The sequence below is a fragment of the Streptacidiphilus anmyonensis genome (genome assembly GCF_000787855.1).
Classification (GTDB): domain Bacteria; phylum Actinomycetota; class Actinomycetes; order Streptomycetales; family Streptomycetaceae; genus Streptacidiphilus; species Streptacidiphilus anmyonensis.
Genome location: NZ_BBPQ01000002.1, coordinates 250,840 through 277,611, shown reverse-complemented (window position 1 = coordinate 277,611; position 26,772 = coordinate 250,840). Strand labels below are relative to the sequence as shown.

Below are 26,772 nucleotides of genomic sequence, written 5' to 3'. Positions count from 1 at the left end.
CTGCCCCCGAGGACGTGCCTGCCGCCCGCACGCGGTTGCGTCGCGGGACGGGTCGGAGCCTCGGGTCTGTGGGGTGGCCGAGGCGGTGCGCCTGCTCCTGCGCGCCTACAGCGCGGGCAGCGTGGCGAACAGCGTCTCCGCCGCTTCCGCCGCCTCCGTCGCGCCGATGCGTCGGTAGAGCGCGGCGGCCTCCCGCAGCTCCGCGGCCGCCTCGGACGGACCGCCCAGCGCGGCGTGCGCGCGGCCCAGGCCCTCCAGGGCGCGGGCCTCCTCCAGGGGGCTGGGGACGCGGCGGGCCAGGCGTCGCGCCTCCTCGTAGCAGGGCAGGGCCGCCTCCGGGCCGGAGACGTCGGAGCGCAGCGCGCCCGTGCTGTTGAGGACCTCCGCCTCGCCGTGCGGGTCGCCGAGGTCCTGGAAGAGGGCCCGCGCCTGGGTCAGCAGGTCCGCCGCCTCCGTCGTGCGGCCCAGCGCGTGCCGGGCCCGGCCGAGGTCGTGGCGGGCGTTGGCCTGTCCGTTGCGGTTGCCCGTGGTCTGGAAGATGGCCAGGGACTGCTCCTGCAACGCGGCCGCGGACTCGAAGTCGCCGGCGGCGAAGCGGACCCGGCCGAGGTCCCACTGCGAGCGGGCGACCGCCGACTCCACCGCCATGGCCCGGAACAGGCGCAGCGCCCGTTCGAAGAGGTCCGTCGCCGCCGCCAGCTCACCGAGGTCCCGGTGGACACGTCCGAGCGTCTGGCACGCGATGGCCTCGCCGAGCTGGTTGTCGATCGCGCGGAACGCGGCGAGGGCCTGCTCGCCCAGGTCGACCGCCGCGCGCATCTCGCCGCTCAGCTGGCGTACGCGCGCCAGATCGCACAGGACGTGACCCTCGCCCCAGCGCTTGCCCAGGGCGGCGTAGAGCCGCAGGGCGCGTTCGCCGCGCTCGCCGCCCCGCGCGAGGTCGCCGGTGAGGCGGTAGGCGCGGCCGAGCTGGAAGAGCGTGTTGGCCTGGCCCAGCTCGCTGCCGATCTCGCGGTAGAGCCCGAGGCACTGCTCCAGCAGCGGGGCGGCGGCCGCGTAGTCGCCACGGTAGATGTGCACCGAGCCGCTCTCGTAGATCGCGTTCGCCTCGCCCAACTGCGAACCCAGGGCGCGGTAGAGGGCGAGCGACTCCTGGTGGGCCCGCCGCGCGTCGGCGAAGTCGCCGCGCTGCATGTGGATGCGGCCCAGCTCGGTGAGGCACTCGGCCTGGCCGAGCCGGTCACCCGAGGCGTGCGCGGCTTCCGCGCACTGCCGCAGCAGCTCCGCGGCGTCGGGCAGCGGGCCCTCCTGGTGCAGCAGCGGCGCCAGGGCCAGGGCCAGGGCGATGCCGCCGCCGCGACGGCGGACCGACCGGCCGTCGACGACGGGGTCGGCGGCGTCGCCTGCGACGGCGGACCGCGCCGAGGCCAGCAGGTTCTCGCGCTCGGCGCGCATCCAGGCCAGGGCCGACTCCTCGTCCCACTCCGGTGCGCCCCCGATGCCCCCGACGTCCCCGCCGGTCGCCGCCACCGCGCGGGGCGAGCGGCGCAGCAGCACGGCGGCCCGCTCGGCGCTGCGCACGTAGTGGGCGAGCAGTCGGTCGAGCGCCGCCTGGTGTTCGTCCGCCTCCCACCGGCGCGGCTCGCGGCAGTACAGCCGGATCAGGTCGTGGAAGCCGTAGCGGCCGGGGACGTGCTGGATCAGCAGGTTCTGGTCGAGCAGCGAGTCGAGTGACTGCTCGGTGGCGAAGGCGTCCTCGCCGAGCAGGGCCCCGGCCGCGGTGGCGTCGACGTCGGCGCCGGGAATGAGGGCGAGCAGCGTGAGGAGACGCTGTTCGGCGGCGGGCAGGGCGGTGAACGAGGTCGCGAACACCGCGCTGAGCCCCCGGTCCTCCGGCGCCTCCGAGGCGTCCGCCGCCGCGGAAAGGTCCGACGGGACGGGCAAGGCCGAGGGGACGGGGTCGTCCGCAGCGGGGCGGTCCACGGCGGGGCGGTCCACGGCCGGGCCGTCCGCGGCCGGGCTGTCCGCGGCCGGGCCGTCCGGGGCCGGCCCGTCCGCGTCGGAGCCGTCCAGCTGGTCGAGCCGGGGGAGTCGGTGGTGTTCGTCGCGCAGGCGCTCCACCAGGTCCGTCAGCCGCAGGGAGCGGCGTCGGCGCAGCTGCGCGGCGGCGATCCGCAGGGCCAGCGGCACGAAGCCGCAGAGCTCGGCCAGTTCTCGCGCCTCGGGCTGCTCCGCCGGTACCCGCTGCGCTCCGGCGACGCGGCGCAGCAGCGTCAACGCGTCGGGTTCGCTCAGCACGCGCAGCGACACGGCGTGCGAGTCGTCCAGCCCGGTGAGTCGTTTGCGGCTGGTCACCAGCACCAGGCAGCGGGAGGAGGCCGGGAGCAGGGGCCGGATCTGGGCGCTGCTGAGCGCGTTGTCGAGGACGATCAGCGTCCGGGTCCCGGCGAGGCGGTCGCGGAGCTGGACGGCGCGCTCGGCCGGGTCCTTGGAGATCGTCTGCGGCGGCACGTCGAGCGAGCGCAGCAGCGCGTCGAGGGCCTCCGCGGTGCTCATCGGCGCGGCGTTGGGGGTCCAGCCGCGCAGGTCGAGGAAGAGCTGGCCGTCGGGGAAGTCCGCGCGCACCTGCTGTGCGACGTGGACGGCCAGGGCCGACTTGCCGACCCCGGCCATGCCGTCGACGGCGGCGACCACGGCCCAGCCGGTCTCGTCCCCGTCCACGGCCTGGCGCGCGCAGTCGAGGAGCCGCTCGACCTCCGCCTCACGTCCGGTGAACGCGCGGGCCTCGGCGGGGAGTTGGCACCTCGCGGGAGGGGTCGCCGGAGGCCGGTCGGTCTTCGCCGCGGAGGCCGTCGGCGTGTCCGGAGCAGCCGGGGCGTCCTCGGCGAGGGCCTGGAGGTAGACCTCCTGCACGGCCGCGCCCGGGTCGACGCCCAACTCCTCGCTCAGGCGCAGCCGCAGGCGGCCGTACACGTCGAGCGACTCCGGCCGGCGGCCGTCGCGCAGCAGCGCGGTCATCAGGTGGCGTTGGAGCTCCTCCGCCAGCGGGTGCTCCGCGGCCCAGCTGGTCAGTTCCGGGATGAGGTCGTGGTGGCGGCCCGAGCGCAGCTCGGCGGCGGCCCGCCAGGAGCGCAGCTGGAGCCGGGAGTTCTCCAGCGCGTGCTGGAAGGTGTCGGCGGCCTCCGCCTCGGCGAGCGACGGGAGGTCCTCCAACAGCCGTCCGCGCCACAGCCGCAGGGCGGCCGCGGCCTCGCGGCTGACGGCCTCCCAGTCGCGGTCGAGCCGGGCCAGGCGGGCGCCCTCGGCGCGGCGTTGGAACTCCTCGAGGTCCAACTCGCCCCGCTCGACCCGGATCAGGTAGCCGGAGGCGGTGGTGCGGACGCGGTCCTGCTCGGCCGGGCCGAACAGGCCGCGCAGCCGGGCGACGTGGTTCTGCAGCGAGGCGCGCGCGGTCGGCGGCACGGCGTCGCCCCACAGCGCGTCGAGCAGGCCGTGCGTCGGCACTGTCTCGTTGGCGCGCAGCAGCAGCGCGCCGAGCAGCAGCCTCCCCTTGGGCGAGGTCAGCGGCACTGTGCCCGCCGCACCCTCGACCATGAGCGGCCCGAGCAGCCCGAATCGCATCTCCCACCCCTCACCTCGCCCGGCGACCTGGTGCGCGCAACGGGAGGCGCGAAGGATGCTAACAGTCCGGTTCGACTGCGGCCGACCCGCGCCCAACTGCGGTTTCGCATCCGGGCGTGTGGGCTGTTGGTGATCCGTTGGCGTGTGCGGGGAATATTGCGTCATCGGCCCGGCCGACGGTCCGGGGGGAGCGTCGGCCGGCCAGACGGGGGCATGGGCGTGCCCCGACGTCGCCATGGCACCGAGGCGGGGGATCGCCGGAAGCTCGGTGCACGCTCCGGGGCGTCGGAACGCCGCCGCACGGGCTCGGATCGGGGGATACGAGCCCGTGCGGCCGAGTGCTCCGTGCAGGCCGGACAGCGCTGTTCGCACTGTCCGGCCTGCACGTGCGTGACGCGCCCTTCGAGCCGCGCTACTCGACGATCTCCGCGACCGCGCCCGCGGCGACGGTGCGGCCGCCCTCGCGGACCGCGAAGCCGAGCCCCGGCTCCAGCGGCACGGCCTGACCGAGCGTCACCGTCAGCTCCACCGTCTCGCCCGGCAGCGCGACCCCGACGCCGTCCGGCAGCAGCACGTCGCCGACGACGTCACCGGTCCGCAGGTAGAACTGCGGGCGGTAGCCGCTGGTGATGGGCGTGCGGCGGCCGCCGTCCGCCCCGGAGAGCAGGTGCACGCGGGCGGTGAACACCCGGTGCACCGAGGCGCTCCCGGCCGAGGCGACGACCATCCCGCGCCGGACCTGGCCGCGCTGGACGCCGCGCAGCAGCAGGGCGACGTTGTCGCCCGCCTCCGCGCTCTCCATGGTGCGGCCGAAGGTCTCCACCCCGGTGACGACGGAGGACAGCTCCGAGCCGTAGCCGAGGACGTCGACCCGGTCGCCCATCCGCACGGTGCCGCGCTCGACCGCGCCGGTCACCACCGTGCCGCGGCCGGTGATGGTCAGCACGTTCTCGACCGGCATCAGGAACGGCGCGTCGGTGTACCGGACGGGCGTGGGCACGTACGCGTCCACGGCGTCCAGCAGCTCCAGCAGCGCCGCCGACCAGACCGGGTCGCCCTCCAGCGCCCGCAGCCCGGACACCCGCACGACCGGCAGCCCCGCGCCGTCGTAGCCGTGGGCGGTGAGCAGCTCGCGCACCTCCAGCTCGACCAGGTCCAGCAGCTCCGGGTCGCCGGCGTCGGCCTTGTTCAGCGCGACGACGACGTGCTCGACGCCGACCTGGCGGGCCAGCAGCACGTGCTCGGACGTCTGCGGCATCACGCCGTCCTGCGCGGAGACCACGAGGATGGCGCCGTCCAGCTGGGCCGCGCCGGTGATCATGTTCTTCACGAAGTCGGCGTGGCCGGGCATGTCGACGTGGGCGTAGTGCCGGGTGGCCGTCTCGTACTCGACGTGCGCGATGTTGATGGTGATGCCGCGGGCGGCCTCCTCCGGGGCGCGGTCGATCCGGTCGAACGGCACGAAGGCCGCGCCGCCGTGCTCGGCGAGCACCTTGGTGATGGCGGCGGTGAGGGTGGTCTTGCCGTGGTCGACGTGACCCATGGTGCCGATGTTGAGGTGCGGCTTGGTCCGCACGAAGGCCTGCTTGGCCATGACGTTTCTCTTCTCCGGGAGTTCGCTCCTGACGGGACCTCAAGGGCGGGGCCGACCTTCCCCGGCAGAGGTCCCGGGGAGACGGCCCGGGGAAGGTCAGCTTCGCGCGCCGCCGAAGGCGGCTGCGGCTGCGGTGGCAGCGGTGAGCGCTGCGCCCGCCTGCGTCAGGGCAGCAGCCATCGCGCCCGCGACTGCGGGGAACTGGGCGATGGCGTACCGGAACATGCGCACCATCGTGCCGTCCGGCCAGTGCCGGACGCCAACGGTTTTCGGCGTGGCTATTCTGAGGACATGACCTACCAGGGCGACGAGGAGCGGGAGATCCTGCGCCTGTGGGACGAGCTGGAACTGCCGGGCGGCGCCTGGGCGGAGCTGCTCGACTCGCAGATCGTGATGCAGGCGAACCCCACGCACCTGCACGACGTCCCTGGCCGGGTCTTCGTACGCACGACCCCCGAGCCGTTCCAGGCGTTCTCGGAACGCGGGATCGACATCGGCCCCACCGACAAGCCCCGGCCCGACGTAGCGATCGCCCACGGCGACGACATCCCGGAGGACGTTCGCGACTGGCCGGCCGCGATCGTCCGGGCGGTGGTCGAGACGGTGAGTGCGGGGCGCGGCGCGGCCAAGCGCGACTACGAGGACAAGCGTGCGGCGTACGAGCGCGCGGGCATCCCGGTCTATGTGATCGTCGACCCGCGCGACGGCACCTGGCTGGTCCTGCATCTCGTCGACGGCGTCTACACCGAGCACGCCCAGGGCGTCTTCGGGCAGCCCATCCCGCTGCCCGAACCGCTCGGCTTCCCCATTCCCACAGTGGCCTTCCACCCGTATCCGGCCTGAGGACTCCTGGCGCCCGGACCAAACCCGGACCAGTCCCGGACGAAGCCGGGACAGAGATCGCACACGGGACGCGACTCCGTCGTCACTCCTGGTCGGTACGGTAGGGGCATGGCCGACCCGTCCACCTACCGTCCCGCGCCCGGGCAGATTCCGGACTCGCCCGGGGTCTACAAGTTCCGCGACGCCGACTCGCGCGTGATCTACGTCGGCAAGGCGAAGAGCCTGCGCCAGCGGCTGGCGAGCTACTTCCAGGATCTGGCGAACCTGCACCCGCGGACGCGGCAGATGGTGACGACGGCCGCGTCCGTCGAGTGGACGGTGGTCGGCACCGAGGTCGAGGCGCTCCAGCTGGAGTACACCTGGATCAAGGAGTTCGACCCGCGCTTCAACGTGAAGTACCGGGACGACAAGAGCTACCCCTTCCTCGCCGTCACGCTGAACGAGGAGTTCCCGCGCGCCCAGGTGATGCGCGGGTCCAAGAAGAAGGGCGTGCGGTACTTCGGGCCCTACGGGCACGCCTGGGCGATCCGCGAGACGCTCGACCTGATGCTGCGCGTCTTCCCCGTCCGCACCTGCTCCGCCGGGGTGTTCAAGCGGGCCGAGCAGATCGGGCGGCCGTGCCTGCTCGGCTACATCGGCAAGTGCTCCGCGCCCTGCGTCGGGCGGATCTCCCCCGAGGAGCACCGCGAACTCGCGGAGGAGTTCTGCGACTTCATGGCCGGCCACGCCGGCACCTACGTCAAGCGCCTGGAGGCCCAGATGCGCGAGGCGGCCATGGAGATGGAGTACGAGAAGGCCGCCCGGCTGCGCGACGACATAGAGGCGCTCAAGCGCGCGATGGAGAAGAACGCCGTCGTCCTCGGCGACGGCACCGACGCCGACCTGTTCGCCCTCGCCGAGGACGAGCTGGAGGCGGCCGTGCAGATCTTCCACGTGCGCGGGGGCCGGGTGCGCGGGCAGCGCGGCTGGGTGACGGACAAGGTCGAGCAGATCGACACCGCGTCCCTGGTCGAGCACGCGCTGCTCCAGCTCTACGGCGAGGAGCGCGGCGAGGGCGTCCCGCGCGAGGTGCTGGTGCCCGCGCTGCCGGAGCCGGTCGAGCCGGTACTGACGTGGCTCGCGGAGCGGCGCGGCAGCCGGGTGGATCTGCGGGTCCCGCAGCGCGGCGACAAGCGCGAGCTGATGACGACGGTGGAGCGCAACGCGGCGCAGGCGCTGGCCCTGCACAAGACCAAGCGCGCCGCCGATCTCACCACCCGCAGCGTCGCCCTCCAGGAGATCGCCGACGCGCTCGGGCTGGAGAGCGCGCCGCTGCGCATCGAGTGCTACGACATCTCGCATCTCCAGGGCCAGGACGTGGTCGCGTCCATGGTCGTCTTCGAGGACGGGCTCGCGCGCAAGTCCGAGTACCGGCGCTTCTCGATCAAGAGCTTCGAAGGCCAGGACGACGTCCGCTCCATGCGCGAGGTGATCACCCGCCGCTTCAAGCACCAGGAGCAGGCGCCGGCCAAGGACGAAGAGACGGGCAGGGCCCGGCGCTTCGCCTACCCGCCGCAGCTGATCGTCGTCGACGGCGGCCAGCCGCAGGTCGCCGCCGCGCAGCAGGCGCTGATGGAGGTCGGCGTCACCGATGTGGCACTCTGTGGCCTGGCCAAGCGCCTGGAGGAGGTCTGGCTGCCGGACGACGACGACCCGGTGGTCCTGCCCCGCTCCAGCGAGGGGCTCTACCTGTTGCAGCGCGTGCGCGACGAGGCGCACCGCTTCGCCATCGCCTACCAGCGCCAGAAGCGGGGCAAGCGCGCCACGAGCAGCGCTCTCGACTCCGTTCCCGGTCTCGGGGAGACCAGGCGTCAGGCCCTGCTGAAGCACTTCGGCTCGCTGAAGAAGCTGAGGGCGGCGACGATCGACGAGATCTGCGACGTTCCCGGCGTGGGACGCCGTACGGCGGAGGCCGTTGCCGCAGCGTTGGCCTCACGTACACCGGGCGCTCCGGCGGTGAACATGGCGACGGGCGAGATTATGGAAGAGTCGGACATCATGGGCGTCACTCCTGAGAGTCTGGTCACTCCGGAGAGTGATAAGGGGAAGCCCTAGGCGACCGCGCGCGTTGTTTGTACTGATGTGACCGAAAGCGGGGAGAAAGAAGTGAGTACGCCTGAGAGGCTGGTGCAGACCGAGCCACAGGACAGTTCCGAGGTGCCCGAGCTGGTGATCATCTCGGGGATGTCGGGGGCCGGCCGCAGCACGGCCGCGAAGTGCCTGGAGGACCTCGGCTGGTTCGTGGTCGACAACCTGCCGCCGGCGTTGATACCGACCATGGTCGACCTCGGTGCGCGCTCCCAGGGCGCGGTGGCCCGGATAAGCGCCGTCGTGGACGTGCGCGGACGCAGCTTCTTCGACGACCTGCGCACCGCCCTGGACGATCTGGAGAAGGGCGGCGTGCGCCTGCGCGTCGTCTTCCTGGAGGCGTCCGACGAGGCGCTGGTGCGCCGCTTCGAGAACGTCCGCCGCCCGCACCCGCTCCAGGGCGAGGGCCGGATCGTCGACGGCATCGAGCGCGAGCGCGAGCTGCTGCGCGAGCTGCGCGGCGAGGCCGACCTCGTGATCGACACCTCCAACCTCAACGTGCACGAGCTGCGCGCCAAGATGGACGCGCACTTCGCCGACGACGAGGAGCCGGAGCTGCGGGCCACGGTGATGTCCTTCGGCTTCAAGTACGGCCTGCCGGTCGACGCCGACCTGGTCGTGGACTGCCGCTTCCTGCCGAACCCGCACTGGGTCCCGGAGCTGCGCGCCCACACCGGCACCGACGAGGAGGTCGCCCGCTACGTCTTCGACCAGCCGGGCGCCAAGGAGTTCCTCAACGGCTACGCGGAACTGCTGCGGATCGTCACCGAGGGCTATCGCCGCGAGGGCAAGCGCTATATGACGATTGCCGTAGGCTGCACCGGAGGAAAGCACCGCAGTGTGGCGATGTCGGAACGGCTGGCCAAGCGCCTGATCGCCGACGGCCTGGAGACGGTGCTCGTCCACCGGGACATGGGGCGTGAGTGACGAGGCGGCGGCACGGGCGGTAACCGGGCCGCGTCTCGCCACGCTGAGGCGATAGGGGCGCGGGTTGGCGGGAAGCTACAGCGGCGCGGCCGGCGGGCCGGGCGGAGCGTTCCGAGCGGCGCGTCGTCGTGACAGACGCGCCCCGCGGATCGTGGCGCTCGGCGGCGGCCAAGGGCTCTCCGCCTCCCTGCGCGCCCTGCGGCGGCTCACCGACGAGCTGACCGCCGTGGTCACCGTCGCGGACGACGGCGGCTCCAGCGGCCGGCTCCGCGACGAGCTGGGGGTCCTCCCGCCCGGCGACCTGCGCAAGGCGCTCGCCGCGCTCTGCGGCGACGACGAGTGGGGCCGCACCTGGTCCGAGGTGATCCAGCACCGCTTCCAGAGCGACGGCGAGCTGCACGGCCACGCGCTGGGCAACCTGCTGATCGTCGCGCTGTGGGAGAAGCTCGGGGACCCGGTCGCCGCGCTGGAGTGGGTCGGCCGGCTGCTGGGCGCGCACGGGCGCGTCCTGCCGATGTCGGCCGTCCCGCTGCACATCGAGGCGGCCGTGCGCGGGCTGGACCCGGCGGAGCCCGACGAGCTGAGCATCGTCCACGGCCAGGCCGAGGTGGCCGTGACGCCGGGTACCGTGGAGGCGATCAGGCTGCTGCCCGAGGATCCGCCCGCGGTCCCCGAGGCGGTGCAGGCGGTGCACGCCGCGGACTGGGTCGTGCTCGGCCCCGGTTCCTGGTTCACGAGCGTCCTTCCGCATCTGATGGTCCCTCAGCTGCGCGACGCGGTGGCCGGGACGCCGGCCCGCAAGGTGCTGGCGCTCAACCTGGTCGCCCAGCCCGGCGAGACCGAGGGCTTCTCGCCGCAGCGGCACCTGGAGGTCTTCCTGGAGCACGCCCGCGGCGTCGAGCTGGACTTCGTCCTCGCGGACTCCGCGGCGGTGGGCGCCGTCGCGGACTGCGAGGCCCTGCGGGACGCGGCGAAGCGCCTCGGCGCCGAGCTCGTCCTCGCGCCCGTCGCGGCGAGCGACGGCGCGCGACACGACCCGGAGCTTCTGGCCGCAGCGTACGACCGGATCTTCAGAACGCATGGAAGGATCGCGCCATGGCGATGACGGCAGCTGTGAAGGACGAAATCAGTCGGCTTCCCGTCACCCGGGCTTGCTGCCGCAAGGCAGAGGTGTCGGCGATCCTCCGCTTCGCGGGCGGTCTGCACATCGTGAGCGGACGCATCGTGATCGAGGCCGAGCTGGACACCGGGGTAGCGGCAAGGCGGCTGCGCAAGGACCTGCTGGAGATCTTCGGACACTCCTCGGACCTGGTGGTGATGGCCCCCGGCGGGCTGCGCCGCGGCAGCCGGTACGTGGTGCGGGTGGTCAAGGACGGCGATCTGCTGGCCCGGCAGACGGGTCTGGTGGACGGGCGCGGACGCCCGATCCGGGGTCTGCCCCCGGCGGTTGTCTCCGGCGCGACGTGCGACGCGGAGGCGGCCTGGCGGGGAGCGTTCCTCGCGCACGGCTCCCTGACGGAGCCGGGCCGCTCCTCCTCACTGGAGATCACCTGCCCGGGTTCGGAGGCGGCGCTCGCGCTGGTCGGCGCGGCCCGTCGGCTCGGCATCCCGGCGAAGGCCCGGGAGGTCCGCGGCGTGGACCGGGTGGTCATCCGTGACGGTGATGCGATCGGCGCGTTGTTGACGCGCCTGGGTGCGCACGAGTCCGTGCTCGCCTGGGAGGAGCGGCGCATGCGCCGCGAGGTCCGGGCGACGGCGAACCGGCTGGCCAACTTCGACGACGCGAACCTGCGCCGTTCGGCGCGGGCCGCGGTCGCGGCGGGCGCGCGGGTGCAGCGGGCGCTGGAGATCCTCGGCGACGACGTGCCGGAGCATCTGGCCGCCGCCGGGCGGTTGCGCATGGAGCACAAGCAGGCGTCGCTGGAGGAGCTGGGCTCCCTCGCCGACCCGCCGCTGACGAAGGACGCCGTCGCCGGCCGCATCCGTCGCCTGCTGGCGATGGCGGACAAGCGCGCGAGCGAACTCGGGCTGCCGAACACCGAGCAGAGCCTGACGGAGGAAATGGTCGCCGGCTGAGGGTTCGCTCCCGCAGGTCGTTGCACTACCCAGGGGCGCGGGGAACTGCGCGACAAGCCACGGCGTGCGGACGGTCCCGCAGCAACAGGGCCATCCGCACGTCACTGGTTTCTCGCGCCGTTCCTCGCGCCCCTTGGGTTTGCAACTGTCTTTACTGCCAAAAGTGCGGTGTCCACAAGCCGGGCGGATGTGCTCAAGAACACCTTGCGGAGGTAGGGTCGTAAGCGGTCGGGGACATCCCAAAATTTCCAGCTCGTCGGCCGGCGAAGGCCGACGTACCAGCGAGGAGATCGGTTCGTGACGATCCGGGTAGGCATCAACGGTTTTGGCCGAATCGGCCGCAACTACTTCCGAGCGATCGCGTCCCAGGGCGCCGACATCGAGATCGTCGGTGTCAACGACCTGACCGACACCAAGACCCTGGCGCACCTGCTGAAGTACGACTCGACCCTGGGTACCTTCCACGCCGAGGTCACCCACACGGATGACACCATCACCGTCGACGGCAAGACCTTCAAGGTCACCGCCGAGCGCGACCCCGCCAACCTGCCCTGGCGCGAGCTGGGCGCGGACATCGTGATCGAGTCCACCGGCCACTTCACCAGTGCCGACGGTGCGAAGAAGCACCTGGAGGCCGGCGCCAAGAAGGTCCTCATCTCCGCCCCGGCCTCGGGCGAGGACATCACCATCGTCATGGGCGTCAACGACGACAAGCTCGACGTGGCGACGCAGAGCATCATCTCCAACGCCTCCTGCACCACCAACTGCGTGGCGCCGCTGGCGAAGGTGCTGCACGAGGCGTTCGGGATCGTCACCGGCTTCATGACGACCGTGCACGCGTACACCAACGACCAGGTCACGCTGGACTTCCCGCACAAGGACCTGCGTCGTGCGCGCGCCGCCGCGCTCAGCATCATCCCGACGTCGACCGGCGCCGCCAAGGCCACCGCGCTGGTGCTGCCGGAGCTGAAGGGCAAGCTGGACGGCACCTCGCTGCGCGTCCCGGTGCCGACCGGTTCGATCACCGACCTGGTGGTGACCCTGCAGCGCGAGGTCACCAAGGACGAGGTCAACGCCGCCTACCAGAAGGCCGCCGAGGGGCAGTTGAAGGGCATCCTCGCCTACAACGAGGACCCGATCGTCTCCCGGGACATCGTCAACTCGCCCTACTCCTGCATCTTCGACGCGCCGCTGACCATGGTCCAGGGCAACCAGGTCAAGGTCTTCGGCTGGTACGACAACGAGTGGGGCTACTCCAACCGCCTCGTCGACCTGACCGTCGCGGTCGGCGACCAGCTCTGACGAGCGAGGACGACGGGTAAGCCGGTGTGAGGCAGGCAGGGTCCGGGCGATATCGTCCGGACCCTGTGTGCGTGCGCTGCACCCATCGACCGAGTTGACCGAGTTGACCGAGAAACGCCCACGCCCCCGAGAACCAGAAGAGGGATTCAGCCCGACCATGCAGACCATCGACGACCTGATCGCCGGCCCCGGTGTCGCCGGCAAGCGCGTGTTCGTCCGCGCCGACCTGAACGTGCCGATGTCGGACGGCCTGATCACCGACGACGGCCGCATCCGCGCCGTGCTGCCCACCATCGTGAAGCTGGTCGAGGCCGACGCCAAGGTGATCGTCGCCTCGCACCTGGGCCGCCCGAAGGGTGCGCCGGACCCGGCGTTCTCGCTGCTCCAGGCGGCCGAGCGGCTCGCCGAGCTGCTGGGCAAGCCGGTCGCGTTCGCCCAGGACACCGTCGGCCCGGCCGCCCACGACGCCGTGAAGGGCCTGGAGCCCGGCCAGGTGGCCGTGATCGAGAACCTGCGCTTCAACCCCGGCGAGACCAGCAAGGACGACGCCGAGCGCGGCGAGTTCGCCGACCAGCTCGCGGCCCTCGCCGACCTCTACGTCGGCGACGGCTTCGGTGCGGTGCACCGCAAGCACGCCTCCGTCTACGACCTGCCCGCGCGCCTGCCGCACGCGGCCGGCCTGCTGATCGGCACCGAGGTGGGCGTGCTCAAGCGCCTCACCGAGAACGTCGAGCGGCCCTACGTCGTCGTCCTCGGCGGCGCCAAGGTCTCCGACAAGCTGGCCGTGATCGACAACCTGCTCGGCAAGGCCGACCGGATCCTGGTCGGCGGCGGCATGATGTTCACCTTCCTCGCGGCCCAGGGCCACGAGGTCGGCAGCTCGCTGCTGCAGGAGGACCAGATCCCGGTGGTCCGGGAGTACCTGGCCCGCGCCGAGCGCGAGGGCGTGGAGTTCGTGCTCCCCGTCGACGCGCGCGTCTCGGGGAGCTTCCCCGACCTCAAGACCAAGGCCCCGGTCGACGACGTCGAGGTCGTCGGCGTGGACGCCATGCCGGCGGGCAAGATGGGCCTGGACGTCGGCCCGAAGACCGAGGAGCTGTTCGCGGCGAAGCTCGCGGACGCGAAGACGGTCTTCTGGAACGGCCCGATGGGCGTCTTCGAGCACCCCGCCTTCGCCGACGGCACCCGCGCCGTCGCGCAGGGCCTGCTCGACTCGGACGCCTTCACCGTCGTCGGCGGCGGCGACTCGGCCGCGGCCGTGCGCACGCTCGGCTTCGACGAGTCGAAGTTCGGCCACATCTCCACGGGTGGCGGCGCCAGCCTGGAGTACCTCGAAGGCAAGACCCTGCCGGGTCTGGCCGCACTGGAGAAGTGAGCAGCCACGACATGACCGACGCCAACGTGACCCGCAAGCCGCTGATGGCCGGCAACTGGAAGATGAACCTCAACCACCTCGAGGCCATCGCCCACACCCAGAAGCTCGCCTTCGCCCTGAACGACAAGGACTACGACGCGGTGGAGGTGGCGGTGCTGACGCCGTTCACCGACCTGCGTTCGGTGCAGACCCTGGTCGACGGCGACAAGCTGAAGATCAAGTACGGCTCCCAGGACATCTCCGCGCACGACTCCGGCGCCTACACGGGCGAGATCTCCGGCCCGATGCTGGCCAAGCTGAAGTGCGCCTTCGCGGTGATCGGCCACTCGGAGCGGCGCCAGTACCACGGCGAGAACGAGGAGATCGTGAACGCCAAGGTCAAGGCCGCGTTCCGGAACGGCATCACGCCGATCCTGTGCGTGGGCGAGGGCCTGGACGTCCGCAAGGCCGGTGACCAGGTCGCCTACACCCTGGCCCAGCTCGACGGCGCCCTCGCGGACGTCCCGGCCGAGCAGGTCGCCACGATCGTCGTCGCCTACGAGCCCGTCTGGGCGATCGGCACCGGCGAGGTGGCCACCCCCGAGGACGCGCAGGAGGTCTGCGGCGCGATCCGGGCCCGTCTGGCCGAGCTCTACAGCCAGGAGGTCGCGGACGCCGTCCGCGTCCTGTACGGCGGCTCCGTCAAGGGCTCCAACGCGGCCGGGATCATGGTCCAGCCCGACGTGGACGGTGCGCTCGTCGGCGGCGCCTCGCTCGACGCGGAGGAGTTCGTCCGCATCGTCCGCTACCGTGACCAGGCGACTTCCTGAGTCCGACCCGAGGCTGTGAAGTGAGCGGCTTTCCCCGTAGGCTGTCGCCTGCCTAAGGTGGTAGGGCTCGACCGTATAGGCTCGAGCCCTGCTGCCAGCAGTCCCGCATCGACAAGATAGGTCCGGCTGTGATCCTCGGTTTCTCCATCGCGCTGATCTTCTTCAGCGTGATGATGGTCATCCTGGTCCTGCTCCACAAGGGCAAGGGCGGCGGCCTGTCCGACATGTTCGGCGGAGGCATGTCCTCCACCGGTGGTGGTTCCGCGGTGGCCGAGCGCAACCTGGACCGCATCACCATCTTCATGGGCGTCGGCTGGTTCGTCTGCATCATCGTTCTCTCGCTGCTGATGAAGGCCAAGAACGGCTGAGTTCCAGCAGCTCAGCGGGGTGAAGTCAGGAGTTCTGACGGAGCGTCGCCTCCACGCCTATCATGGGTGACAGTCGTCACCGACGCGGGTGTGGGGCGACGCTTATGCGTTCCGTACACTAGGACGACCTTCGCCCGGGGCGAGTCGCCGGGACGACTTTCGCAGTACCGCACCATCACGCAGGGAGTCAGACCGTGGCAAGTGGCAATGCCATCCGTGGCAGCAGGGTCGGTGCCGGCCCGATGGGAGAGGCCGAGCGCGGCGAGTCCGCCCCGCGCCTGCGTATCTCCTTCTGGTGCGCCAACGGGCACGAGACGAAGCCGAGCTTCGCCTCCGACGCCCAGATCCCGGACACCTGGGACTGCCCGCGCTGCGGCTTCCCGGCCGGCCAGGACGAGGAGAACCCTCCCGCGCCGCCGCGTACGGAGCCCTACAAGACCCACCTCGCCTACGTGCGCGAGCGCCGTAGCGACGCCGACGGCGAGGCGATCCTGGCCGAGGCGCTGGCCAAGCTCCGCGGCGAGATCTGAGCGGTGCTCCTGCGGAGGCCTGCTCGGACGGGACGTCACGTCCTTCGGGCAGAGGGCCTCTTGTCGGTGCACATACGATTCTCTGGTGGATGCTGAGTCGCTGCCGACGTCGTCGTGGGCCGTGCTCGGTCTGCTCTCCTTCGGGCGGGAGTTGACGGGCTACGAGATGAAGAAGTGGGCTGAGCAGACGCTGTCTCACTTCTACTGGAGCCCCTCGTCCAGCGACATCTACCGGGAGTTGTTCCGCCTCGAGGCGGCGGGCTACGTCGCCGTCGACACCCTCCCGGGTGAGTTGGGCGCCAAGCGGCGCTACCGGCTCACCCTCTCCGGCGAGGACGCCCTGCGCGGATGGGTCTCCCGTGCGCCGCTCCCGGCCGCGTTCCGACTCTGGCTGGGCCACCTCCAGGACCCCGCCCGCCTGCGCGAGTCGCTTCGCGCCGCCCGCGCCGTCGCGGACAAGCTCCGCGCCCACGCGGAGGCGGACGCGCTCAGCCTGACCGACAGCCCCGAACTGTCCCACGCCGCCTGCGCGCTCCGCCTCGCGGCCCGCGCCCACGCCGCCGAACGCGACCGCCTCGACGCCGCCCTGCGGGAGTTGGACGCGCACAGCGACCGCTCGGACTGAGCCGGTCCCTTCCCCTGCCCCGCGTACGGCACTTGAGCCCCCGGGCGGAGATCCCTAGCGTAGGCGCCATGCTTTCTGACGCCACCTCCACCGCCGTGGCGGCCGCGCGGCGGCTCCTGCTGACCGGTGCCTGGGATCTCGCGCTCGCCCTGCTGGAGGGTGTCGACACAGCCGAGGGAGCCGACGGAACCGAGGGAGCCGACGGAGCCGGCGGAGCCGGCGGGGACGGCGTGGCCGCGTTGCGGGCACAGATCCTGGTCGAGCGGCACTGGTGGCGTCTCGACGATCCGGCCGCGGCGCTGGCGGCGGTCGGGGCGCTGCCGGAGGGCTCGCCGCAGGCGTCGTTTCTGCGCGCCCAACTCGCCTACACCTGGCTGCTGTTCGGTGTGGAGGCAGGAGCGGCGGCCGGTGCGGGCGCGGGCGCGGAGGAGGGGACGGCCGAGGCGGGGTTCCGGGCCGCCGCGGAGGGGCCGGCGACGGCCGGGTGGGGGACGTTCTGGCTCGGCGTGCTGCGGCAGAACATCGCCGACGACGACGCGGCCGCGCGCCCGTACTTCGACGAGAGCCTGCGACTCTGCCGCGCGGAGGGCGACCCGCTGCTGGAGTCCTACGTCGTGCGCCACCTCTCCGGCTACGAGCCGGACCCGGTGCCCCTGCTCCGTCGTTCGCTGCACCTGCGGGCGGCGCTCGGCGCCCGCCCACAGCTGGCGGCGGCGCAGATGTCGCTCTGGCAGGAGCTGCCCGAGGGCCCCGAGGGCGACCTGCTGCGGGAGGCGGCGCTGTCGACGGCTCGGGAGCTCGGGCTGACCTGGATGCTGAAGTTCCTCGCGTGACCGGTGGTCAGAGCGCCACCGTCTCCGGCTCCCTCGCGTCCGCCGTCGCGGTGGCGGACGCCGGCCCGGCCGTCGTGTTGCGCCGCCTGCGCCAGGCCAGCGGGAAGTAGAGCAGCGTCGACGCGCCCACGGCGAAGAGGCAGTACGTCACCGCCTGCGTGCCGTTCTGCGCGTACTGCTGCCAGGCCGCCCACGCGCACACGCCGGTCAGGCTCAGCGTGATGAGGGTCAGTGAGAGCGCGCCGCCCGGGATCCGGTACGGGCGCTCCAGCTCCGGCTCCCGGACGCGCAGCGCGATCAGCGCCGCGACCTGGAGCAGCAGGGAGATGTTGGTCAGGAAGACGTCCACGATGATCAGGTTGCTGAAGCTGCTGAGGCAGAACAGGGCGTAGATCACCGAGGAGCCCACGATGGAGACCACCGGCACCTGCCGCCGTGCGCTGCGCTTCGCGACCCACTGCGGGAAGTAGCCGTCCTCCGCCAGGACGAAGGGCAGGCGGGCGTTGGAGGCGAGGAGCGCGGAGAACATCGCCACCGAGGCGAACATGCCGCCGACGGTGACGGTGATCTGGAGCCAGGGCCCGGCGAGGGCCTTGGCGACGTCGGAGAAGGATCCGCTGTCCCAGTTCCGCCACCCGGCCGGGCCGTTCGCGCCGACGGCGAGGGAGGCGAGGGCGGGCAGCAGGTAGCCGACGGCGATGAGGACGACGGAGACGGCGAGGGCCTTGGGCAGGTGCCTGCGCGGGTCCTCCATCTCGCCGGCGACGGTCGACACGCTGTCCCAGCCGCTGTAGTTCCACATGGCGAGGAAGAGCCCGGCGCCGAAGGCGTTCCACATCGACTGGTCCGGGGCGCTGGTCATCGTGCTGACCGGGTCGGTGCCGTGGGTCAGCAGGTGCGCGAAGCCGACGACGCTGAGCAGCAGCATCGGGGTGAGGCAGACGATCGCGAACAGGACGGAGGAGTCGCCGACCCAGGCCGCGCCCATCAGGTTCACCAGGGTGAAGACGGCGATGACGGCGAGGCAGATGAACCAGTTCAGGTCGAAGGCGAAATGGCCGACGGTGAACAGCACGTGCTGGCCGGGGGCGACCCAGGCGGCCATGGACTGGAGGTAGCTGGTGAACAGCACCGGATAGACCGCCATGTCGACAAAGCTGCACAGCCAGCGCAGCACGCCCTGCTGGAAGCCCCAGAAGTCGCCGAGTCCGCGGCGGACCCAGTGGTAGAAGCCGCCGTCGACGGGGATCGCGGTGCCGAGCTCGGCGCAGACGAGCGCGTGCGGGATGCTGTAGATCAGCGGCGTGACCAGGATCAGCAGCAGGCCCATGCCGGGGCCGGAGGTGGAGAAGAGTCCCTCGATGCCGTAGGCGCCGCCCGAGACGCTGAAGAAGATCAGCGCCACCAGCGGCATCAGCTTCACCCGGCGGGGTGAGGGCAGAGACGTCACGGCCGGAACTGCGGCGGTCGGTGGCATTCCCACCCCGATCTAGCAAGTGTCGAACTAAGGAGCGGAAGGATTATCTCCGTGTTTCCGCTGGTCGGGGCAGTTGGCAGCCCGTCAGTCGTCCGTACACATGCGTGACACGTTGTCGGCCGGACGCCACATGGTCGGGATCTCGGGCGCCTCGGGCGGGAGGGCGAGCCGCCCCGTGACACGGAAGCCGAAGTGCTCGTAGAGCGGCACGTTCGCGAGGTTGCTGGACTCGAGGTAGGCGGGCAGTCCGGCCGCGTCCGAGCGTTCCAGCCCGGCTCGCAGCAGCGCGGCGCCGACGCCGCGGCCCTGGAGGTCCGGTTCCACGCCGAGGATGTAGAGGTACCAGTGCGGCTCGCGCGGGTGCGCCTGCCAGCAGGCGCTCTGGAACGCGCTGCCGTACCCGATCCGCCGCCCGTACCCGCGCAGGAAGCCGGGCGCGGTGATCAGCTGCCGGCTCAGCGGATCCCGCCAGTGGTGCGGCGGCAGCCAGACGGCACCGCCGACGACGGCCCCCTGACCGTCCTCGGCGAGCTGCACGCCGCCGTGCCTCAGCGCCTCGTACCGCAGGATGGTGTCGAAGATCCGCTCGATCCGCCGCAGCCGGTCCCGCTGGTCCGGCAGCGACCACAGGAACTGCGGGTCCTCGTAGAACGCCCGCGCGAGCACGCCCACGAGCTCGACCAGGTCCGCATCCGTCGCCTGACGCACCGTCACTTCTCCCATGGGGGAGGAGTCTAGGCCGTTCAGAGGCCGTCGGGCAGCACGCGGAAGGACGGGTGTGCGGTGAGCGGGCGGATGGCCCGGAAGTCACGCCGGTCCAGGGTGAGCACGGCGTCCGTCCGGAACTCGGCGGCGAGGGCCGCGTTGACGGCGTCGGCGAGATCGAGGTCGAGGTCCGCGTACCGGCGCATCACCTGGCGGGCGGTAGCCAGCAGTTCCACCGTCACCTCCGGAACGAGGAAGCGACCGCGCTGGGCCTGGTCGACGATGCGGTCGAGGAGCGCGTCACGGAACTGCGGGCCGCCGATCCGGCGGGCCAGGTGGTCGGCCTCGGCGACGATCAGTGGCGAGATGACGACGAGTCCGGCACTCTCCAGCGCCTTCAGGGCCGCCCCCTGCTCCGGGTGGCTGCGGTCGGACGCGGCGAGGAGCGCGGAGGTGTCGGCGACGACGAGGATCACGAAGGGCTCCGCTTGCTCCGCTCGTACGCGGCCGCCTTCTCGCCCCATACGTCGGAGGCGGTCGCGGCCGGGGCCTCACCGCTGATCATGGGCCAGTCCAACGGCTCGGCCCAGACGCGCTTGGAGAGCGCGGCGAGGTGGATCGCCTCGCGGATTATCTCGGCCTCGGGCACGCCTTCACGAGCGGCGGCCTCCTTGATGACGGCCAGATCCTCGGCCTCGGCGTAGACGGTCGTGCGCTTGAGAACCATATGTGTATGGTAACGCACGCATACATCCGAGGGTCCAAGAAGGCCGCCTCCCGGGATCGGGAGGCGGCCTCTGCTGCCGGAGCCCTACGCGACGTCCGGCGGGTAGAGCTGGGGCGGGATCTTGGATGCCGCCGCGCGGTCGAGGAGCCAGAGGGTGCGCCGGCGGCCGACCGCGCCCGAGGCCGGGGCCTGGATCGGGCCGGGGCCCGAGAGGGCCATGGCGACGGCGTCGGCCTTGTCGTCGCCGGCGGCCAGCAGCCAGACCTCGCGGGCGTGGCGGATCGCCGGGAGGGTGAGCGAGACGCGGATCGGCGGCGGCTTGGGCGAGCCGTAGACGCCGACCACGGTCAGCTCGGTCTCCCGCACGCCCGGGTGCTCCGGGAAGAGCGAGGCCACGTGCGTGTCCGGCCCGACGCCCAGCAGCAGCACGTCGAAGCTCGGCACCGCCACCCGGTCGGTCGGCGACGCCGCCTTGGCCAGCTCCGCCGCGTAGGCGGCGGCCGCCGCGCCCGCGTCGTTGCCGAACAGGCCGCCGGAGGCCGGCATCGGGTGCACCCGCGCCGGGTCCAGCGGGACCGAGTCGAGCAGCTCGGCGCGCGCCTGGGTGTCGTTGCGCTCCGGGTCGCCCTCCGGCAGGAACCGCTCGTCGCCCCACCACAGGTCCAGCCGGGACCAGTCGATGGCGTCCCGGGCGGGGGAGGAGGCGACGGCGGCGAGCAGCGCGTTGCCGTTCCGGCCGCCCGTCAGCACCACCGAGGCGGAGCCGCGCGCGGACTGCGCGTCCACGATCCGGGTGATCAGCCGCGCCGCCGCGGCAAGGGCCATCAGCTCCTTGTCGCGGTGGACGACCAGCTGCGGCGTCACTTCTGCGTCCGCGAGGGCGAAGCGGTCTTCTTCGCCGTCTTGGACGCGACAGGAGCGGCGGCCGCCTCCGGGGCGTCGACGACCTCGCGGGTGGACGAGGAGGAGTGCAGGTTCTCCACGCCGTACCGCACCGCCGACGCGTAGATCAGGTCCGGGTCCAGACGGCGCAGCTCCTCGGCGATGAGCTCCGAGGTCTCGCGCCGCTTGAGCGCGACCATCCGGTCCGGCTGGCCGGGCATGGACAGCTTGGCCAGCAGGCCGTCGGGACGGTCCAGGCAGACGTCGCCGTCCACGGTGTGCATCCGCACGGCCGTGATGCCGGGGCCCTCGCTGACCTTGCGCTCGACCTTGATCTTCAGCCGCTCCGCCAGCCACAGGGCCAGCAGCTCGGTGGAGGGGTTGTCGGACTCGCCCTCGACCGTCGCCGAGTCGACCCGGACGTGCTTCTGGTCCAGGGCCGCGGCGAGCATCGAACGCCACGGGGTGATCCGGGTCCAGGCCAGGTCGGTGTCGCCGGGCGCGTAGGAGGCGGCCCGGGTGGCCAGCTGCTCGACCGGGCTCTCCGCCGCGACGGCGTCGGTGATCCGGCGCTGGGCCAGTGTGCCCAGCGGGTCCTTCGACGGGTTGACCGGCGCGTTCTCCGGCCACCAGACGACGACCGGGGCGTCCGGCAGCAGCAGCGGCAGCACGACCGACTGCGCCTGCGTGGCCAGCTCGCCGTGGAGCCGCAGCACGACCGTCTCGCCGGTGCCCGAGTCGGAGCCGACCCGGACCTCGGCGTCCAGGCGTGCCTGGGACCGCGCCCGGGGCGAGCGCCCCGGACGGCGGATGACGGCCAGGATGCGCGAGGGGTGCTCGCGCGAGGCGTCGGAGGCGGCCTTGAGCGCGTCGTAGGCGCTGCCCTCGTCGGTGACGATGACGAGGGTGAGCACCATGCCGACGGTCGCCGTGCCGATGGCCCGGCGGGCGTCGATCAACGCCGCGTTGATCTTGCTGGAGGTGGTGTCCGTGAGATCGATCTTCATGGCCGGCGCCAGCTCCTGCCGTCTCGTGCGAGCATCTCGTCCGCCTCGGCCGGGCCCCAGGTGCCGGCCTCGTACTGTGCGGGCTTGCCGTGGGCGTCCCAGTACTTCTCGATCGGGTCCAGGATCCGCCAGGACTCCTCGACCTCCTGGTGGCGCGGGAACAGGTTCGCGTCCCCGAGCAGCACGTCCAGGATCAGGCGCTCGTAGGCCTCCGGGCTGGACTCGGTGAAGGACTCGCCGTAGGCGAAGTCCATCGTCACGTCCCGCACCTCCATGGAGGTGCCCGGAACCTTCGAGCCGAAGCGCACCGTCACTCCCTCGTCCGGCTGGACGCGGATGACCAGCGCGTTCTGGCCCAGCTCCTCCGTCGCCGCGGCGTCGAAGGGCAGGTAGGGGGCCCGCTGGAAGACCACCGCGATCTCGGTGACGCGGCGGCCCAGCCGCTTGCCGGTGCGCAGGTAGAACGGCACACCCGCCCAGCGGCGGTTGTTGATCTCCAGCTTGATGGCGGCGAAGGTGTCGGTCTTGGACTTGGGGTTGATCCCCTCCTCCTCGAGGTAGCCCGGCACCTCCTCGCCGCCCTGCCAGCCGTGCGCGTACTGCGCCCGCACGGTGTGCTTGCCCAGGTCGTCGGGGATCTTGACCGAGGTCAGCACCTTGAGCTTCTCCGCCACCAGCGCCTTGGGGTGGAAGGAGGCGGGCTCCTCCATCGCGGTCAGCGCCATCAGCTGGAGCAGGTGGTTCTGGATGACGTCACGGGCGGCGCCGATGCCGTCGTAGTACCCGGCGCGACCGCCGATGCCGATGTCCTCGGCCATGGTGATCTGCACGTGGTCGACGTAGCCGCGGTTCCAGATCGGCTCGAACATCGCGTTGGCGAAGCGCAGCGCCAGGATGTTCTGGACCGTCTCCTTGCCGAGGTAGTGGTCGATCCGGAAGACCTCGTCACGCGGGAAGACCTCGTGCACGACCTTGTTGAGCTCCTGCGCGGAGGCGAGGTCGTGACCGAACGGCTTCTCGATGACGGCGCGGCGCCAGGAGCCCTTCGGAGGGTCCGCCAGGCCGTGGGCCTTCAGCTGCTGCACCACCTGCGGGAAGAACTTCGGCGGGACGGAGAGGTAGAAGGCGAAGTTGCCGCCCGTGCCCTGCTCCTTGTCCAGCTCCTCGATCGTCGCGCGCAGCTTGTCGAAGGCGGCGTCGTCCACGAACTCGCCCTGGACGAAGCGCATGCCCTTGGCGAGCTGCTGCCAGACCTCCTCGCGGAAGGGCGTGCGCGAGTGCTCCTTGACGGAGTCGTGCACGACCTGGGCGAAGTCCTCGTCCTCCCAGTCGCGGCGGGCGAAGCCGACGAGCGAGAAGCCCGGCGGCAGCAGGCCGCGGTTGGCCAGGTCGTAGATCGCCGGCATCAGCTTCTTGCGCGACAGGTCGCCGGTGACCCCGAAGATGACCAGGCCCGACGGCCCCGCGATACGCGGGAGCCGTCGGTCCGCCGGGTCACGCAGCGGGTTGATCCACACATTGGTCTCGCCGAAGTTCTCCGGCGCCACGTCGTCCAGGACGGGGTCGTCGGACACCGCTGCGGGGTCGGTCACTTCGTCGCGCCACCCTTCGCGTCCAGGGACTGCTGCACCGTCTCCAGCAGCTCCTTCCAGGAGATCTCGAACTTCTCGACGCCCTCGTCCTCGAGCACCTGGACGACGTCGTCGTAGGAGATGCCGAGCGCGGCCACCTGGTCCAGGACCGCCTTGGCGTCGGCGTAGTTGGGGGTCACGGTGTCGCCGCGGACCACGCCGTGGTCGGCGACGGCGTCGAGGGTGGCCTCCGGCATGGTGTTGACCGTGCCCGGGGCGACCAGGTCCACGACGTACATGGTGTCGTCGTAGTTCGGGTCCTTGACGCCGGTGGAGGCCCACAGCGGACGCTGCGGCTTGGCGCCCGCGGCGGCCAGCGCCTTCCAGCGGTCGCTGCTGAACACCTCTTCGTACGCCTGGTAGGCGAGGCGGGCGTTGGCGATGGCGGACTTGCCCTTGAGCGCCAGCGCCTCCTCGGTGCCGATCTTCGTCAGGCGCTTGTCGATCTCCGTGTCCACGCGGGAGACGAAGAAGGAGGCGACCGACTCGATCGTGGACAGGCTGTGGCCGTTCGCCTTGGCCTGCTCCAGACCGGTCAGGAAGGCGTCCATGACGGCCTTGTAGCGCTCCAGCGAGAAGATCAGCGTCACGTTGACGCTGATGCCCTCGCCCAGCACCGCGCTGATGGCCGGCAGGCCCGCCTCGGTGGCCGGGATCTTGATGAAGGTGTTCGGACGGTCGACCAGCCACCACAGCTGCTTGGCCTCGGCGATCGTCGGCGCGGTCTCGTGCGCCAGACGCGGGTCCACCTCGATGGAGACCCGGCCGTCGCGGCCGTTGCTCGCGTCGTAGACCGGGCGCAGCACGTCGGCCGCGTCGCGGACGTCGGCGGAGGTCATCATCCGCACGGCCTCGTCGACGGTGACACCGCGCACGGCCAGGTCGGCCAGCTGGGCCTCGTAGCCGTCGCCGGAGCCGATCGCCTTCTGGAAGATCGACGGGTTGGTGGTCACGCCCACCACGTGCTTGTCGCGGACCAGCTCGGCCAGGTTGCCGGAGGTGAGCCGCTTGCGGGACAGGTCGTCCAGCCAGATCGCCACGCCTTCGTCGCTGAGGCGCGCCAGGGAGTCAGTCATTTTGAAGCTCTTTCCTCTGCGATACGTACGGTTCAGCGACCGGCTGCGGCGATGGATTCCTTCGCTGCGGCGACCACGTGCTCGGGGGTGAAGCCGAACTCGTGGAAGAGCACCTTGGCGTCGGCGCTGGCGCCGAAGTGCTCCAGGGAGACGATGCGGCCGGCGTCGCCGACGAAGCGGTACCAGGTGAGCGCGATGCCGGCCTCGACCGCCACGCGCGCCTTGACCGACGACGGCAGCACGCTGTCGCGGTACTCCTTGGTCTGCTCGTCGAACCACTCGACGCACGGCATGGAGACCACGCGGGTCGGGATGCCCTCGGCCTGGAGCGTCTCGCGGGCCGCGACGGCCAGCTGGAGCTCCGAGCCGGTGCCGATGAGGATCACCTGCGGGCTTGCCGCGTTCCCGTCGGCGTCCACGGCCTCGCTGTGGACGTAGCCGCCCTTGGCCGCGTCCTCGTTGCGGACGTAGGTGGGGACGCCCTGACGGGTCAGCGCCAGGCCGTGCGGGGCCGGGTTCGCGGTGTGGCGGCGCGTGATCTCCTCCCACGCCACCGCGGTCTCGTTGGCGTCGGCCGGACGGACCATGTTCAGGCCCGGGATCGCACGCAGCGCGGCCATGTGCTCGACCGGCTGGTGGGTCGGGCCGTCCTCGCCCAGGCCGATGGAGTCGTGCGTCCACACGTAGGTGACCGGCAGCTTCATCAGCGCGGCCAGGCGGACCGCACCGCGCATGTAGTCCGAGAAGGTCAGGAACGTGCCGCCGTAGACGCGGGTGCCGCCGTGCAGCGCGATGCCGTTCATCGCCGAGCCCATGGCGTGCTCGCGGATGCCGAAGTGGATCGTGCGGCCGTACGGGCTCGCCTCCGGCAGCGGGTTGCCGACCGGGAGGAAGGACGAGGAGGCGTCGATGGTGGTGTTGTTCGAGCCGGCCAGGTCGGCCGAGCCGCCCCACAGCTCGGGCAGCACCTTGCCGAGGCCCTGGAGCACCTTGCCGGAGGCGGCGCGGGTGGCCACGGAGGAGCCGACCTCGAAGCCGGGGACGGACTGCTCCCAGCCCTCCGGCAGCGCGCCGGCCTGGATGCGGTCGAACAGGGCGGCGCGCTCCGGGTTGGCGGTGCGCCAGTCGGCCAGCTGCTTCTCCCACTCGGCGTGGGTCTCGGCGCCGCGATCGCCGACCTTGCGGGCGTGCGCGAGCACCTCCGGCTCGACGACGAAGGACTGCTCCGGGTCGAAGCCGAGGACGCGCTTGGTGGCGGCCACCTCGTCCGCGCCGAGCGCGGAGCCGTGGGCGGCCTCGGTGTTCTGCTTGGTCGGGGCCGGCCAGGCGATGATCGTGCGCATCGCGATGATGGACGGCTTGCCGGTCTCGTTCCGGGCGGCGGTCAGCGCGGTGTTGAGCGCGTGCACGTCGATGTCGCCGCTCTCGGCGGGCTCGATGCGCTGGATGTGCCAGCCGTACGCCTCGTAGCGCTGGAGGACGTCCTCGGAGAAGGCCGTCTCGGTGTCGCCCTCGATGGAGATGTGGTTGTCGTCGTAGAGGAAGACGAGGTTGCCGAGCTTCTGGTGGCCGGCCAGCGAGGAGGCCTCGGAGGCGATGCCCTCCTCCAGGTCGCCGTCGGAGACGATCGCCCAGATGGTCTGGTCGAACGGGGAGGCGCCCTCGGGCGCCTCCGGGTCGAACAGGCCGCGCTCGTAGCGGCTGGCCATGGCCATGCCGACCGCGTTGCCGACGCCCTGGCCCAGCGGGCCGGTGGTGGTCTCGACGCCGACGGTGTGGCCGTGCTCGGGGTGACCCGGCGTCAGCGAGCCCCAGGTACGGAAGGACTCCAGGTCCGCAAGGGTCAGGCCGTAGCCGGACAGGTAGAGCTGGATGTACAGCGTGAGCGAGGTGTGGCCGGGGGACAGCACGAAGCGGTCACGGCCGACCCACTGCGCGTCCGCCGGGTCGTGGCGCAGAAAGCGCTGGTAGATCAGGTACGCGGCGGGGGCCAGGCTCATCGCCGTGCCGGGGTGACCGTTTCCGACCTTCTGGACCGCGTCCGCCGCCAGAACGCGCACGGTGTCCACCGCGCGCTGGTCGAGTTCGGTCCATTCGAAGGTGTTACTCGGCGTCGTGCTCACCCTGAATCAGGGCTCCTTCCGTAACGTCTTCCGACTCGCGCCAAGACCGACGACGGCGGCGGTTACTTGTCACAGTGCGTTGACCCTCTTTACAGACGCGAGCCTACCGCTGAT

24 protein-coding genes are annotated in these 26,772 nt (G+C 71.8%); 12 read left to right on the top strand and 12 right to left on the bottom strand.

The genetic code is table 11. From position 1 onward, the window contains the following. Window positions 1-105: 105 nt before the first annotated feature. The 3 genes from TR50_RS49650 to TR50_RS49645 all read right to left on the bottom strand — a co-directional run bounded on the left by TR50_RS49650 (window position 106) and on the right by TR50_RS49645 (window position 5,440). On the bottom strand, window positions 106-3,621 hold the full coding sequence (locus TR50_RS49650) for an AfsR/SARP family transcriptional regulator (RefSeq protein WP_042413902.1): 3,516 nt from the start codon (window positions 3,619-3,621) through the stop codon (window positions 106-108). A gap of 412 nt (window positions 3,622-4,033) precedes the next feature. Beyond that, window positions 4,034-5,215, bottom strand: a complete 1,182-nt coding sequence (gene tuf / locus TR50_RS03810) for an elongation factor Tu (protein WP_042413898.1) — start codon at window positions 5,213-5,215, stop codon at window positions 4,034-4,036. Window positions 5,216-5,311: 96 nt separating this feature from the next. Continuing rightward, complete coding sequence (locus TR50_RS49645) at window positions 5,312-5,440, bottom strand: hypothetical protein (RefSeq protein WP_269084777.1); 129 nt, start codon at window positions 5,438-5,440, stop codon at window positions 5,312-5,314. 66 nt (window positions 5,441-5,506) lie between these two features. On the opposite strand from TR50_RS49645, the gene TR50_RS03805 reads away from it, so the two are divergent. The 12 genes from TR50_RS03805 (at window position 5,507) to TR50_RS46465 (ending at window position 17,030) form a co-directional block, all read left to right on the top strand. After that, on the top strand, window positions 5,507-6,058 hold the full coding sequence (locus TR50_RS03805; RefSeq protein ID WP_042413895.1) for a Uma2 family endonuclease: 552 nt from the start codon (window positions 5,507-5,509) through the stop codon (window positions 6,056-6,058). A 108-nt stretch (window positions 6,059-6,166) separates the two neighbouring features. After that, window positions 6,167-8,152 carry an excinuclease ABC subunit UvrC gene (uvrC, locus tag TR50_RS03800; protein WP_042413892.1) on the top strand — a complete coding sequence of 662 codons (1,986 nt, stop codon included), beginning with the start codon at window positions 6,167-6,169 and terminating at the stop codon, window positions 8,150-8,152. 51 nt (window positions 8,153-8,203) lie between these two features. Then, on the top strand, window positions 8,204-9,112 hold the full coding sequence (rapZ, locus tag TR50_RS03795) for an RNase adapter RapZ (protein ID WP_268874041.1): 909 nt from the start codon (window positions 8,204-8,206) through the stop codon (window positions 9,110-9,112). Between the two features lie 148 nt (window positions 9,113-9,260). Next, on the top strand, window positions 9,261-10,217 hold the full coding sequence (locus tag TR50_RS03790) for a gluconeogenesis factor YvcK family protein (RefSeq protein ID WP_236654270.1): 957 nt from the start codon (window positions 9,261-9,263) through the stop codon (window positions 10,215-10,217). Further along, window positions 10,208-11,188: a DNA-binding protein WhiA gene (whiA, locus tag TR50_RS03785; protein WP_042363807.1), complete on the top strand. Its 981-nt coding sequence runs from the start codon at window positions 10,208-10,210 to the stop codon at window positions 11,186-11,188. Before TR50_RS03790 ends, whiA begins: the two co-directional genes overlap by 10 nt. 297 nt (window positions 11,189-11,485) lie before the next feature. Then, on the top strand, window positions 11,486-12,490 hold the full coding sequence (gene gap / locus TR50_RS03780) for a type I glyceraldehyde-3-phosphate dehydrogenase (protein WP_042413888.1): 1,005 nt from the start codon (window positions 11,486-11,488) through the stop codon (window positions 12,488-12,490). Window positions 12,491-12,647: 157 nt separating this feature from the next. Further along, window positions 12,648-13,865, top strand: coding sequence for a phosphoglycerate kinase (locus TR50_RS03775; protein WP_042413884.1), 1,218 nt, complete (start codon window positions 12,648-12,650; stop codon window positions 13,863-13,865). An 11-nt stretch (window positions 13,866-13,876) separates the two neighbouring features. After that, entirely contained in the window at window positions 13,877-14,674 is a 798-nt protein-coding gene (gene tpiA, locus TR50_RS03770) for a triose-phosphate isomerase (protein WP_042414577.1), read from the top strand. A gap of 128 nt (window positions 14,675-14,802) precedes the next feature. Then, the gene (gene secG, locus TR50_RS03765; RefSeq protein WP_042363812.1) at window positions 14,803-15,042 is read left to right on the top strand and encodes a preprotein translocase subunit SecG; all 240 of its coding nucleotides are present in this window, start codon (window positions 14,803-14,805) and stop codon (window positions 15,040-15,042) included. 242 nt (window positions 15,043-15,284) lie between these two features. Beyond that, complete coding sequence (locus TR50_RS03760; RefSeq protein ID WP_042363813.1) at window positions 15,285-15,572, top strand: RNA polymerase-binding protein RbpA; 288 nt, start codon at window positions 15,285-15,287, stop codon at window positions 15,570-15,572. An 85-nt stretch (window positions 15,573-15,657) separates the two neighbouring features. Continuing rightward, window positions 15,658-16,197 (top strand): PadR family transcriptional regulator, encoded by a 540-nt coding sequence (locus tag TR50_RS03755; RefSeq protein ID WP_236654247.1) that lies wholly within the window; start codon window positions 15,658-15,660, stop codon window positions 16,195-16,197. A 68-nt stretch (window positions 16,198-16,265) separates the two neighbouring features. Next, the gene (locus TR50_RS46465; protein ID WP_052440671.1) at window positions 16,266-17,030 is read left to right on the top strand and encodes a hypothetical protein; all 765 of its coding nucleotides are present in this window, start codon (window positions 16,266-16,268) and stop codon (window positions 17,028-17,030) included. 7 nt (window positions 17,031-17,037) lie between these two features. Here the strand turns inward: TR50_RS46465 and TR50_RS03745 are convergent, their stop codons facing one another. The 9 genes from TR50_RS03745 to tkt all read right to left on the bottom strand — a co-directional run bounded on the left by TR50_RS03745 (window position 17,038) and on the right by tkt (window position 26,658). Further along, window positions 17,038-18,480: an APC family permease gene (locus TR50_RS03745; RefSeq protein ID WP_236654246.1), complete on the bottom strand. Its 1,443-nt coding sequence runs from the start codon at window positions 18,478-18,480 to the stop codon at window positions 17,038-17,040. Window positions 18,481-18,591: 111 nt separating this feature from the next. Continuing rightward, window positions 18,592-19,230, bottom strand: coding sequence for a GNAT family N-acetyltransferase (locus TR50_RS03740; protein WP_042413881.1), 639 nt, complete (start codon window positions 19,228-19,230; stop codon window positions 18,592-18,594). A 20-nt stretch (window positions 19,231-19,250) separates the two neighbouring features. Then, window positions 19,251-19,688 carry a PIN domain-containing protein gene (locus TR50_RS03735; protein WP_042413878.1) on the bottom strand — a complete coding sequence of 146 codons (438 nt, stop codon included), beginning with the start codon at window positions 19,686-19,688 and terminating at the stop codon, window positions 19,251-19,253. After that, complete coding sequence (locus tag TR50_RS03730; RefSeq protein ID WP_042413875.1) at window positions 19,685-19,939, bottom strand: ribbon-helix-helix domain-containing protein; 255 nt, start codon at window positions 19,937-19,939, stop codon at window positions 19,685-19,687. Before TR50_RS03730 ends, TR50_RS03735 begins: the two co-directional genes overlap by 4 nt. A gap of 84 nt (window positions 19,940-20,023) precedes the next feature. Beyond that, window positions 20,024-20,764 (bottom strand): 6-phosphogluconolactonase, encoded by a 741-nt coding sequence (gene pgl / locus TR50_RS03725; RefSeq protein WP_042414569.1) that lies wholly within the window; start codon window positions 20,762-20,764, stop codon window positions 20,024-20,026. Between the two features lie 35 nt (window positions 20,765-20,799). Further along, window positions 20,800-21,828: a glucose-6-phosphate dehydrogenase assembly protein OpcA gene (gene opcA / locus TR50_RS03720; protein ID WP_042413872.1), complete on the bottom strand. Its 1,029-nt coding sequence runs from the start codon at window positions 21,826-21,828 to the stop codon at window positions 20,800-20,802. Further along, window positions 21,825-23,345, bottom strand: a complete 1,521-nt coding sequence (gene zwf, locus TR50_RS03715; RefSeq protein WP_042414567.1) for a glucose-6-phosphate dehydrogenase — start codon at window positions 23,343-23,345, stop codon at window positions 21,825-21,827. Before zwf ends, opcA begins: the two co-directional genes overlap by 4 nt. A gap of 71 nt (window positions 23,346-23,416) precedes the next feature. Further along, the gene (tal, locus tag TR50_RS03710; protein WP_042413869.1) at window positions 23,417-24,535 is read right to left on the bottom strand and encodes a transaldolase; all 1,119 of its coding nucleotides are present in this window, start codon (window positions 24,533-24,535) and stop codon (window positions 23,417-23,419) included. A gap of 32 nt (window positions 24,536-24,567) precedes the next feature. Beyond that, window positions 24,568-26,658, bottom strand: a complete 2,091-nt coding sequence (gene tkt / locus TR50_RS03705) for a transketolase (protein ID WP_042413867.1) — start codon at window positions 26,656-26,658, stop codon at window positions 24,568-24,570. Window positions 26,659-26,772 lie beyond the last annotated feature (114 nt).